General features: G+C 58.6%; 11 protein-coding genes. 9 read left to right on the plus strand and 2 right to left on the minus strand.

The features are described from left to right. The first annotated feature begins 281 nt into the window (after positions 1-281). The 9 genes from rhaB (at position 282) to rhaM (ending at position 10227) form a co-directional block, all read left to right on the plus strand. Complete coding sequence (gene rhaB / locus IM282_RS14070) at positions 282-1751, plus strand: rhamnulokinase (protein ID WP_192970499.1); 1470 nt, start codon at positions 282-284, stop codon at positions 1749-1751. Then, positions 1748-3007, plus strand: a complete 1260-nt coding sequence (rhaA, locus tag IM282_RS14075) for an L-rhamnose isomerase (RefSeq protein ID WP_192970500.1) — start codon at positions 1748-1750, stop codon at positions 3005-3007. Before rhaB ends, rhaA begins: the two co-directional genes overlap by 4 nt. A gap of 121 nt (positions 3008-3128) precedes the next feature. Continuing rightward, positions 3129-3959 carry a rhamnulose-1-phosphate aldolase gene (gene rhaD / locus IM282_RS14080; protein WP_022649818.1) on the plus strand — a complete coding sequence of 277 codons (831 nt, stop codon included), beginning with the start codon at positions 3129-3131 and terminating at the stop codon, positions 3957-3959. A gap of 82 nt (positions 3960-4041) precedes the next feature. Further along, positions 4042-5028, plus strand: a complete 987-nt coding sequence (rhaS, locus tag IM282_RS14085) for a rhamnose ABC transporter substrate-binding protein (protein ID WP_023298909.1) — start codon at positions 4042-4044, stop codon at positions 5026-5028. A 99-nt stretch (positions 5029-5127) separates the two neighbouring features. Then, a complete protein-coding gene (locus IM282_RS14090; protein ID WP_192970501.1) occupies positions 5128-6630 on the plus strand; it encodes a sugar ABC transporter ATP-binding protein in 1503 nt (500 codons plus the stop codon). Beyond that, positions 6630-7634 carry an ABC transporter permease gene (locus IM282_RS14095; RefSeq protein ID WP_023305096.1) on the plus strand — a complete coding sequence of 335 codons (1005 nt, stop codon included), beginning with the start codon at positions 6630-6632 and terminating at the stop codon, positions 7632-7634. Before IM282_RS14090 ends, IM282_RS14095 begins: the two co-directional genes overlap by 1 nt. Beyond that, positions 7631-8632, plus strand: coding sequence for an ABC transporter permease (locus IM282_RS14100; RefSeq protein WP_046621318.1), 1002 nt, complete (start codon positions 7631-7633; stop codon positions 8630-8632). The genes IM282_RS14095 and IM282_RS14100 overlap by 4 nt, the downstream gene beginning before the upstream one ends. Before the next feature lie 135 nt (positions 8633-8767). Beyond that, positions 8768-9916, plus strand: a complete 1149-nt coding sequence (gene fucO, locus IM282_RS14105; RefSeq protein WP_192970502.1) for a lactaldehyde reductase — start codon at positions 8768-8770, stop codon at positions 9914-9916. Continuing rightward, the gene (gene rhaM, locus IM282_RS14110) at positions 9913-10227 is read left to right on the plus strand and encodes an L-rhamnose mutarotase (protein WP_192970503.1); all 315 of its coding nucleotides are present in this window, start codon (positions 9913-9915) and stop codon (positions 10225-10227) included. The genes fucO and rhaM overlap by 4 nt, the downstream gene beginning before the upstream one ends. Before the next feature lie 31 nt (positions 10228-10258). Here the strand turns inward: rhaM and IM282_RS14115 are convergent, their stop codons facing one another. Then, positions 10259-10963, minus strand: a complete 705-nt coding sequence (locus tag IM282_RS14115) for a molecular chaperone (RefSeq protein WP_022649825.1) — start codon at positions 10961-10963, stop codon at positions 10259-10261. Next, positions 10960-12264 (minus strand): fimbrial protein, encoded by a 1305-nt coding sequence (locus IM282_RS14120; protein WP_038416936.1) that lies wholly within the window; start codon positions 12262-12264, stop codon positions 10960-10962. Before IM282_RS14120 ends, IM282_RS14115 begins: the two co-directional genes overlap by 4 nt. Between the last annotated feature and the right edge of the window lie 9 nt (positions 12265-12273).

Here is a 12273-nt window from a genome sequence, read left to right on the forward strand (position 1 = left end):
AAAGTTCTCAAAATAGTAATTAAGGCCTTCCCCGCTCACCTTAAATTTTTGACAGCAAACCGCGCAAAAGCTGCCGGTTTTTCAAGAAACAGGTGGAAAGATCGGGAAATGCGGTCAGCGTCACACTGCCTGCAAACCCCGCGATTACTGGAAACTGTGAACTCCCTCACGTTCATCTTTGCTTTCTTGCCAGCGCGAGATTTGGGCTGTCAGTGGCGAGAAGGTGGCTATTTCTTCCCTTTCTTACACTCCTCGGTAATGACTTAAGAAAGGACCCGACCATGACTTTTCGCCATTGTGTGGCTGTCGATTTAGGCGCATCCAGCGGCCGTGTAATGCTCGCCACCTGGGACTGCGACCTGCACACCCTTACGCTTCGCGAAATGCACCGTTTCGCCAATTGTCTGCAAAAACAGGACGATTTTGTTACCTGGGATATCGACGCCCTGGAAGCAGAGATCCGCACCGGACTTCACAACGTCTGCGAAGACGGTATTCGCATCGACAGTATCGGCATTGATACCTGGGGTGTGGATTACGTGCTGCTGGACAGTCACGGCGAACGCGTCGGCCTGCCGGTCTCCTACCGCGACAGCCGCACCGATGGGCTGATGGCGCACGCCATCGCGCAGCTTGGCAAGGAGAACATCTATGGTCGCAGTGGCATCCAGTTCCTGCCGTTTAACACGCTGTATCAGCTACGTGCGCTGGTTGAGCAACAGCCTGAGCTGGTCGAAAAGGTGGCGCATGCGCTGCTGATCCCGGACTACTTAAGCTACCGTCTGACCGGCAATATGAACTGGGAATACACCAACGCCACCACCACGCAGCTGGTCAACATCAACACCGATAACTGGGATGAACATCTGCTGGCCTGGACGGGCGCCTCGCCGTCCTGGTTCGGCGCGCCAACCCATCCGGGCAATGTGATCGGCCACTGGCTTTGCCCGCAGGGGAATGAAATCCCTGTTGTCGCCGTCGCCAGTCACGACACCGCGAGCGCGGTCATTGCCTCGCCGCTCGCCGACAAAGATGCGGCCTATCTCTCTTCCGGCACCTGGTCGCTGATGGGCTTCGAGAGCAAAACCCCGTACACCAGCGATGCCGCGATGGCGGCGAACATCACCAACGAAGGCGGTGCCGAAGGCCGCTACCGGGTGCTGAAGAACATCATGGGGCTGTGGCTGCTCCAGCGTGTGCTGAAAGAGCAGGCCATCACCGACCTGCCCGCGCTTATCGCGGAAACCGAAACGCTGAAGGCCTGCACCTTCCTGATCAACCCGAACGACGATCGCTTTATCAACCCGGTGCACATGAGCGCCGAAATCCAGGCCGCCTGTTTTGAAGCGGGGCAGCCGGTACCTTCCCGCTCCGCCGAGCTGGCACGCTGCATTTTTGACAGTCTCGCCCTGCTGTATGCCGACATCCTGAGCGAGCTGGCTGACCTTCGCGGCAAACCGTTCACACAACTGCATATCGTGGGCGGCGGCTGCCAGAACCAGCTGCTGAACCAGCTCTGCGCGGATGCCTGCGGCATTACCGTGGTGGCAGGTCCGATTGAAGCCTCCACGCTCGGCAATATCGGCATTCAGCTGATGACCCTGGACGAACTTTCAAACGTCGACGATTTCCGTTCGGTGGTGACGGCGAATAACAGCCTGACCACCTTCACCCCCCATCCCTGCCATGAAATTGCCCGCTACCGGGCGCAGTTTCAGCAAAAACGACTGACTAAGGAGCTTTGCGCATGACCACTCAACTTGAACAAGCCTGGGATCTGGCTAAACAGCGTTTCGCCGCCGTCGGCGTGGATGTCGAAGAGGCGCTGCGCCAGCTCGACCGTCTGCCCGTCTCCATGCACTGCTGGCAGGGTGATGACGTCGCCGGTTTCGAGAACCCGGGCGGTTCCCTGACGGGGGGTATTCAGGCCACGGGTAACTACCCGGGCAAAGCGCGCAACGCCACCGAACTGCGTGCGGATCTGGAGCTGGCGCTGAGCCTGATCCCCGGGCCAAAGCGCCTGAACCTGCACGCCATTTATCTCGAATCCGACGAGCCGGTCGCGCGTAACGAAATCAAACCGGAACACTTTCAGAACTGGGTGGAGTGGGCGAAGGCCAACCGGCTGGGTCTGGATTTTAACCCGTCCTGCTTCTCGCACCCGCTGAGCGCGGACGGGTTTACCCTTGCGCACGCCAACGACGAAATCCGCCAGTTCTGGATCGACCATGTCAAAGCCAGCCGCCGCGTCTCGGCGTATTTCGGCGAGCAGCTTGGCACGCCATCGGTAATGAATATCTGGATCCCGGACGGCATGAAGGACATCACCGTAGACCGACTGGCCCCGCGTCAGCGTCTGCTGGCCGCGCTGGATGAAGCTATCAGCGAAAAACTGGACCCGGCGCACCACATCGACGCCGTCGAGAGCAAGCTGTTCGGCATTGGCGCAGAGAGCTACACCGTGGGCTCAAACGAGTTCTACATGGGTTACGCCACCAGCCGCCAGACCGCGCTGTGCCTGGATGCCGGCCACTTCCACCCAACCGAGGTGATCTCCGACAAAATCTCCGCCGCCATGCTCTACGTGCCGCGTCTGCTGCTGCACGTCAGCCGCCCGGTTCGCTGGGACAGCGACCACGTGGTGCTGCTGGATGACGAAACCCAGGCCATTGCCAGCGAAATCATCCGCCACGACCTCTTTGACCGCGTACACATTGGCCTCGACTTCTTCGACGCCTCCATCAACCGCATCGCGGCGTGGGTTATCGGCACCCGCAACATGAAGAAAGCCCTGCTGCGCGCGCTGCTGGAGCCTGTCGCCGCCCTGAAACAGCTGGAAGAAAACGGCGACTACACCGCGCGCCTGGCGCTGCTGGAAGAGCAGAAATCCCTGCCGTGGCAGGCGGTATGGGAGATGTACTGCCAGCGTCACGATGCGCCTGCGGGCAGCCAGTGGCTGGACAACGTGCGGGCATATGAGGAAGACGTGTTGAGTCAGCGCGGGTAACTGCCCCCTCACCCCTGCCCTCTCCCCAAAGGGGAGAGGGAGCAAACCATCCCCTCTCCCCTTTGGGGAGAGGGTTAGGGTGAGGGGTTCAACCTCACCGCGATAACTGGAAATGAAAACTATGCAGACCATCACCACTTCCTGGTTCGTCCAGGGCATGATCAAAGCCACCTCTGACGCCTGGCTCAAAGGCTGGGATGAGCGCAACGGCGGCAACCTGACGCTACGCCTGGACGACGCGGATATCGAGCCATTTGCCGCCGATTTCCACCAGAAGCCGCGCTATATCGCCCTGAGCCAGCCGATGCCGCTGCTCGCCAACACGCCGTTTATCGTCACCGGTTCCGGGAAGTTCTTCCGCAACGTCCAGCTCGACCCGCAGGCCAACCTTGGCGTGGTGAAGGTGGACAGCGACGGCGCGGGCTACCACATTCTCTGGGGACTGACGGACGACGCGGTGCCGACCTCTGAACTGCCGGCGCACTTCCTCTCCCACTGCGAACGCATCAAGGCGACCAATGGCAAAGACCGCGTGATCATGCACTGCCACGCCACCAACCTGATCGCCCTGACCTACGTGCTGGAAAATAATTCTGATTTCTTCACCCGCAAACTGTGGGAAGGCAGTACCGAGTGTCTGGTGGTGTTCCCGGACGGCGTCGGCATTCTGCCGTGGATGGTGCCGGGCACCGACGAAATCGGTCAGGCAACCGCAACGGACATGCAGAAGCACTCACTGGTGCTGTGGCCGTTCCACGGCGTCTTCGGCAGCGGCCCGACGCTGGATGAAACCTTCGGCCTGATCGACACCGCCGAGAAATCCGCGGAAGTGCTGGTGAAGGTCTATTCCATGGGCGGCATGAAGCAGACCATCACCCGGGAAGAGCTGATCGCCCTGGGCAAACGCTTTGGCGTCACCCCCATGCAGTCGGCGTTAGATCTGTACCAATAACAACATCGCGCCCCGCTCATTGAGACGGGGCGAAAACCACCTGCAATCCCTACAACTAACTCAAGTCAGTGGAGTAAAAGCAATGAAAATAAAAGCAAGCTTGATCCTCACCGTTGCCGCTCTGGCGTTGTCCGGTTCCGCTTTAGCAGAAGTGAAAATCGCCCTGGTGGCGAAGTCCTTAGGAAATGGATTCTTCGAGGCAGCGAACGTCGGCGCGCAGGAGGCGGCCAAAGAGTTAGGCGATGTGAAAGTGATTTATACCGGCCCGACCACCACCACGGCGGAAGCGCAGATCGAGGTGTTGAACGGGTTGATCGCCCAGGGCGTGGATGCGATCGCGATTTCCGCGAACGATCCGGACGCCGTCGTGCCGGTGCTGAAAAAAGCGATGCAGCGCGGCATTAAGGTTGTGTCGTGGGACTCCGGGGTGGCGAAAGCCGGACGCCAGATCCACCTCAACCCGTCCAATAATGCCCTGATTGGCGAAACCAACGTGAAGCTCGCCGCCGACGCGCTGAAAGCGCTGAACGTGGAGAAGGGCGACGTGGCGGTGCTGAGCGCCACGCCAACCTCCACCAACCAGAATACATGGATTGCGGAGATGAAAAAGGTGCTGCCGAAGTACCCGTCCGTCAATCTGGTGACCGTGGCCTACGGAGACGATCTCTCTGACAAAAGCTACCGCGAAGCGGTCGGCTTGCTGAAAACCTACCCCGAACTGAAAGTGATTGTTTCGCCATCGTCCGTGGGCATCGTGGCCGCTGCGCAGGCGGTGAAGGACCAGGGCAAGATTGGCAAAGTGTACGTCACCGGTTTAGGCCTGCCGTCCGAGATGGCGGGCGCGGTGAAGTCCGGCGCGAGCAAGAGCTTTGCCATCTGGAACCCGATTGACCTCGGCTATGCGGCAACCTACCTGGCGGATGACCTGGTGAAAGGCACGGCCACGAAAGGTGAGGCCAGCATGGGCAGACTGGGCAAAGTGAAGCTGGATGCTGACGGCAACGGCGCGATGGCCGAGCCGTTCGTCTACGATGCCAGCAATATTGATAAGTTCTCGAAAATCTTTTGATGCGATTTGTTGGCCGGATAAGCGTAGCGCCATCCGGCAAAAGGCGGGTGGCGCTGCCGCTTACCCGCCCTACAAATTCCTCTGTCCAGGAGAACTATCATGACCCCATTGCTACAGCTTTCTGGCATCACCAAGGTGTTCCCCGGCGTGCGTGCCCTTGAGAACGTGCAGCTTGCGCTGTGGCCCGGCAAAGTGACGGCGCTTATAGGCGAAAACGGCGCGGGCAAGTCGACGCTGGTCAAAGTGATGACCGGCATTTACCAGCCCGACGAGGGCGAAATTCTCTATAAAGCGATCCCCGTTCATCTCCCGACGCCGGAGTCGGCGCATAAAATGGGCATCACCGCCATTCACCAGGAAACCGTGCTGTTTGATGAACTCTCGGTCACCGAGAATATTTTTGTCGGTCAGTACCTTCACAAAGGCTTCCTGAAAAAGCTCGACTGGCCGGAAATGCACCGCCGGGCGCAGGCGATCCTCACGCGGCTGGAAGTGCAAATCGACCCGCGCGCGACGCTGAAAACCCTGAGCATCGCCCAGCGTCACATGGTGGCGATTGCCCGCGCGCTGTCGTTTGAGGCGCAGGTGGTGATCCTCGATGAACCGACGGCGGCGCTGTCGCAGCATGAAATCCTCGAGTTTTACCAGATTGTGGAGCGCTTAAAGCAGGAGGGCAAAGCCATCCTGTTTATTTCCCACAAGTTCGACGAGATTTTTGAGCTGGCCGATCACTACACTATTTTGCGCGACGGCGCGTTCGTCGGCGCAGGTGCAATAAATGAGATCACCGAGGAGCGCATGGTGTCGATGATGGTCGGGCGCGCCATTACCCAAACTTTCCCTAAAATAGACTGCGAAAAAGGCGAGACGGTGCTGGAGGTGAAAAACCTCTGCCATCCGACCGAGTTTGCGCATATCTCGTTCTCCCTGCGTAAAGGAGAAATCCTCGGCTTTTACGGGCTGGTGGGGGCCGGGCGTACCGAGCTGATGCAGGCGCTTTCCGGCGTCACGCGGCCATCGTCCGGGGAAATTATCCTCAACGGACAGCCCCGGCGCTTCCGCCAGCCTGGGGATGCGATCAAAGCCGGTATCGTCTGCGTGCCGGAAGAAAGACAGAAACAGGGGGCGATTATCGCCCTGCCGATTGCCCAGAACATCAGCCTACCTCAGCTCAGCAAGCTCAATCCGAACGGTGTGCTGCATGACGACCGTGAATGGAAGCTGGCGGACGAGTACGCCAAACGCCTGCAAGTGAAAGCCTTCAGCTGGAAGCAGGCGGTGGAGACCCTCTCTGGCGGCAACCAGCAAAAGGTCGTGATCGGCAAATGGCTGGCGACGCACCCTGACGTGATTATCCTCGATGAGCCGACAAAAGGCATCGATATCGGCTCAAAAGCAGCCGTGCATCAGTTTATGTCCGAGCTGGTCAGTCAGGGGCTGGCGGTAATTATGGTCTCGTCCGAACTGCCGGAAGTGATGGGCATGGCGGATCGCATTATCGTCATGCACGAGGGGCTGATGGTGGCCGAGTACCAGGCGGGAGACGCGACGGCGGAAACCATCGTCAGCGCCGCCAGCGGTGCAAAACAGGAGGCGGCATAATGCTTAGCTCACTCTTAAAACACCGCGAAGCCCTGCTGGGCGCGGTGATTATCCTGATGATCGTCGCCATTGGCAGCCGCGTGCCATCGTTTATCGCGCCGGGCAACCTGGTGGAGATGTTTAACGACACCGCCATTCTGATCGTCCTCGCGCTCGGGCAGATGATGGTGCTGCTCACGAAAGGCATCGACCTGTCGATGGCGGCCAATCTGGCCCTGACCGGGATGATTGTCGCCCTGATTAATTTCCATTACCCGGACGTGCCCGTCTGGGCGCTGCTGATCCTTGCCAGCGTGCTTGGGCTGCTGATGGGCGCGATAAACGGCCTGCTGGTGTGGAAGCTGGGCATTCCGGCGATTGTGGTAACGCTCGGCACTATGAGCATCTACCGCGGAATGATCTTTTTGCTCTCCGGCGGCGGCTGGGTGAACTCAAACCAGATGGGTACAGATTTCCTCGGCCTGCCACGTGCGTCAGTGCTGGGCTTGCCGGTGCTGAGCTGGTGCGCCATCGCCGCGCTGCTGCTGGTGGGCTACTTCCTGCGCTACAGCCGCACCGGACGAGCGCTCTACACCGCAGGCGGTAATGCCACGGCAGCGTACTACACCGGGATCAACGCCGGAAAAATGCAGTTCATTAGCTTCTGCCTTTCCGGTCTGCTGGCCGGGTTCTGCGGCTACCTGTGGATATCGCGCTTTGCCGTTGCGTATGTTGACGTCGCTAACGGTTTTGAATTGCAGGTGGTGGCAGCCTGTGTGATTGGGGGGATCAGCACCATGGGCGGCACCGGGCGCGTGCTCGGCTGTCTGTTTGGCGCACTGTTCCTCGGGGTGATTAACAACGCCCTGCCGGTGATCGGCGTCTCACCGTTCTGGCAGATGGCGATTTCCGGCACGGTAATTGTGATAGCGGTGCTGCTGAACGAGCGCGGCAATAAACGTAAAGGCCGATTGATACTGCGCGATGCGGCGCTGGCACGTCAGAAACTGGCGGTGAAATCATGAGTAAAATGATGACATCTGAAGCAATCAAACCCACTTCTGCGCCGGGCTTCTTCCAGCGTCTGCTGTGCTGGGAGGGCTTCCTGCTGGCGGTGACGCTGGCGGTGTTTGTGGTGAACGCGCTCGCCTCACCCTACTTCCTCAATATCTGGAACCTCTCCGACGCGACGTTCAACTTCACCGAAAAAGCGATCATCGTGTTGCCGATGGCGATGCTGATTATCGCCAGGGAAATTGACCTGTCGGTAGCCTCCACCATCGCGCTCAGCTCCACGGTGATGGGCTTTTGCGCGGCGGCGGGCGTCGATACGCCGCTGCTGGTCTGCGTCGGATTAGGCGTCGGGCTACTGTGCGGGCTGTTCAACGGCATTCTGGTGACGCGCTTTAACCTGTCGTCCATCGTCATCACCATCGGCACCATGAGCCTGTACCGCGGGATCACCTACATTCTGCTCGGGGACCAGGCGCTGAACAGCTACCCTGAGAGCTTCGCCTGGTTCGGCCAGGGCTACGTCTGGGGCGCGCTGTCGTTTGAATTCGCGCTGTTTATCGTGCTGGCCGCTCTGTTTGCCTTTGTGCTGCACCGCACCAACTTTGGCCGCCGCACCTACGCCATCGGCAACAACCCGACCGGCGCGTGGTACTCCGGCATCAACGTGAAGCGCCACAACCTGATCCTCTTCGCGCTGGTTGGGCTGATGTCCGGCCTGGCGTCGGTGCTGCTTACCTCGCGTCTGGGCAGCACCCGCCCGACCATCGCGATGGGCTGGGAGCTGGCGGTGGTGACGATGGCGGTGCTCGGCGGCGTCAATATTCTCGGTGGGTCCGGCAGCATGGTGGGCGTGATTATCGCCGCCTTCCTGATGGGGCTGGTGACCTTCGGCCTGAGCCTGCTCAACGTGCCCGGCATTGTGATGTCGGTGATTATCGGCGCGATGCTGATCGTGGTGATTTCGCTGCCGATTATTACCCGCCGGATGATGCAGCGAAGACGGAATTAAATTGCCCCTCACCCCTGCCCTCTTCCCTGAGGGGAGAGGGTGAAAAGCCGCACCGAGCAGTCCCCTCTCCCCTCCGGGGAGAGGGTTAGGGTGAGGGGAACGGATTACCTCAAAAGCATATTAAGGAGAATTATCATGAGCTTTATGTTGGCACTCCCCAAAATCAGCCTGCACGGCGCGGGCGCGATCGGCGATATGGTCAATCTGGTGGCAAACAAACAGTGGGGAAAAGCGCTGATTGTCACCGACGGCCAGCTGGTGAAGCTGGGCCTGCTCGACAGTTTGTTTAACGCGCTGGACGCCCATCAGATGTCGTATCACCTGTTCGATGAGGTATTCCCGAATCCGACGGAAGCGCTGGTGCAAAAAGGCTATGCGGCATATCAGGATGCGGAGTGTGATTACCTGATTGCCTTTGGCGGCGGCAGCCCGATTGATACCGCCAAGGCAATCAAAATCCTCACCGCCAACCCCGGTCCGTCAACCGATTATTCCGGCGTCGGCAAGGTGAAAAACGCGGGCGTGCCGCTGGTGGCGATCAACACCACCGCAGGCACGGCAGCGGAGATGACCAGCAACGCGGTGATCATCGACGCCGCGCGTCAGGTTAAAGAGGTGATTATCGACCCGAACATCATCCCGGATATCGCCGTGGACGATGCCAGCGTGATGCTCGATATTCCGGCCTCCGTGACCGCCGCAACCGGCATGGACGCGCTAACCCACGCCATTGAAGCTTACGTCTCCGTGGGCGCACACCCACTGACCGATGCCAACGCGCTGGAAGCCATTCGTCTGATCAACTTCTGGCTGCCGAAAGCGGTCGACGACGGTCACAACCTGGAAGCGCGCGAGCAGATGGCTTTTGGGCAGTATCTGGCGGGCATGGCGTTTAACAGCGCCGGGCTGGGGCTGGTGCATGCTCTGGCGCACCAGCCGGGCGCGACGCACAACCTGCCGCACGGCGTGTGCAACGCCATCCTGCTGCCGATCATCGAAAACTTTAACCGCCCGAACGCGGTCGCCCGATTCGCCCGTGTGGCGCAGGCGATGGGCGTTGACACGCGCGGCATGAGCGACGAAGCGGCCAGCATGTCCGCCATTCAGGCGATTCGCGATCTGAGCGCCCGGGTCGGCATTCCGTCCGGATTTAGCCAGCTCGGCGTCACCAAAGCCGATATTGAAGGCTGGCTGGATAAAGCGCTCGCTGACCCGTGTGCGCCGTGCAACCCACGTACCGCCAGCCGCGATGAGGTCCGCGAGCTGTACCTGGAGGCATTATGATCCGCAAAGCGTTTGTGATGCAGGTAAACCCGGATGCGCACGAGGAGTATGCGCGCCGCCACAACCCGATCTGGCCTGAGCTGGAAGCGGTACTGAAAGCCCACGGCGCGCACCACTACGCCATTTTCCTCGACAAAGCCCGCAACCTGCTGTTTGCGACAGTGGAGATTGAATCGGAGGAGCGCTGGAACGCGGTGGCAAACACCGACGTCTGCCAGCGCTGGTGGAAACATATGGCTGACGTTATGCCGTCTAACCCGGACAACAGCCCGGTGAGTGCGGAGCTGAACGAGGTGTTTTACCTGGACTGAGCCATGGCCCGGCATATTGTGTCGGGTCGCGTTATTTAACCGGCCAGTTATAAACAGCGCTATTACCGTTGTCGTCGATTAACTCCCCCTGCACCTGCCCGGAGAAGGGGGCATTGGCGGCAAAGGCGTAGCGCTTCTCCCCGAAGGGGGCAACCATCATGTCGGGTAGTTGTGTCACCGGATACAGCTTTTCGCCTGCCTTAAAGTTAATGCCCGCAAAAGAGACAAAGTAAGGCGAATCATTATGACAAACCAGCACAGAACCCTCGCGATGAAAGGTTAATCGCGCCCACGCGCTTTCTGGATTGTTGAGCGACGCCGGACGCCAGAATATTTTCATCTGTGTATTCATCGTCAGCACCATGCTTTGTTGTTGTGTGGCAACACTTCCGGTAGGCGGGATTTCATAGATGTTCAGCCAGAATGCCGATTCCCGGTCAGTGGGCATACGCGCTTTGTTGTGCATGATACGTAGCCCTTGTACGCCCTTAGGCTCCAGACGAAACAACGGCGGCACCGCAACAAACGGCGTTTTAACACTTCCCGGTTCGCGATTGATATCGCCATCATCCACCCAGGTTTGCACGACTACCGGCCACGGATTGGTATTCACCAGCATCAGACTCTGTTGCGCTTCGCCTTCATGAAAAATCACACGCGTTGCGGAGGCAATAATGCCCGCTGCGCAGGGCCAGGACACAAGCATCCATAGCAATAACAGAGAAATACGCATCATTGCACTTTCACCCAAACATACGCCCTGGCATCTACCTTACCGGCAGCGATCGCCTCGTCAGGTAAACGCACCAGTGAAGCATTAAAGTTAATCAGGTAGTCCTGGGTATTCCCTGATCCTGCAATTCGGGTTGCCCCTACATTGACGGGATACCAGCCACCGCTATTGCCCGTTGCGCAACTGGTGGTCGTACAGCGATCCCAACCGAGGAACTGGCGAACTATACCGTCGCTGGCATTAGCAATCTGTATCCCTACTCCCCTTGCCATACCGGTTTGTCCGTAATTCTCGGAAAGGAGATGGCTCACCCCGCCGCTGCTGTTTACCAGCCCAAGAGTTTGCGCGGCGAGAAAGCTTTCGTAAGGCACCTGTAACCCCAGCGCCGTCTGGTTTTGCGCCACACCGCCGACGGCTGTATTTTCACAACGAACCGTCACGCTGAAATTGGCTTGCGCCGCTTTGCCGCTTTCCAGCTCAGTTCGCGAAATAGAAGGGAACACGACCACAGGCGTGACGTTTTTCGCCACGCACGTAGCGATGGTGGTCAGCGTTGAGACAGGTGCCGTTCCCATGTTTAACGCCATCCAGTTATCGTAACCCCACCCGGTGTAACTGGTTGCCGAGTCTCCGGAATCACAGTAAGCATCGTTATTTTTACTGCCCGGCGAACAAAAACTGACGTAGCCATTGGGCTGATTACAGCTATAGCTGCCGCTACTCACCGGAGCGCCACACCAGGTTCCGGCTCCCGTGTTGGTGGGAACATCTGCGCTGAGACGAATCGCCTCGGCGCGAATGGGGCTAAAATCCTTGACCCGAATATAAATTTTTTTGCCATCGTCTGAGACCGCGTAACGGGTCATCGGTATCCGTTGATAATTTCGGGTAAACACAGTGCCTGAGTTAAGGTGCGTTAAACGCACCCCGACTTTTTTAAATAAGGTGCCGTAAACATTCGGATTACCGCTTGCCTGCCCCATATCCCAGTAGCCGCCGTAACGGTCATCCCCGTTAGTGGCAATGATTTCGAAGATGTTATTTTTATCGCTAATATCGCAGACCCACAAAATATTATCGGGGCTGCTATAGAGCGGATTATCAGAGAAGCGCACCACGCTACTAGCCAAAACTGTACCTTCCGGCTGAACGTCAATGCTGCTGACATTGATACGCCCCAGCGCAAGCCCTGTCCCCATTCCGTCCTCTTCGGTGTGCTCGAATTTTGGCCCTTTTTCGCACTGGGCAAACGCCGCCACGCTCATCAGGCAAAATGCCGCGACGACAAAACGTAGTCTGTTCATGATTTCCTC

It is taken from the genome of Enterobacter cloacae complex sp. P29RS (assembly GCF_014893445.1).
Taxonomy (GTDB): domain Bacteria; phylum Pseudomonadota; class Gammaproteobacteria; order Enterobacterales; family Enterobacteriaceae; genus Enterobacter; species Enterobacter intestinihominis.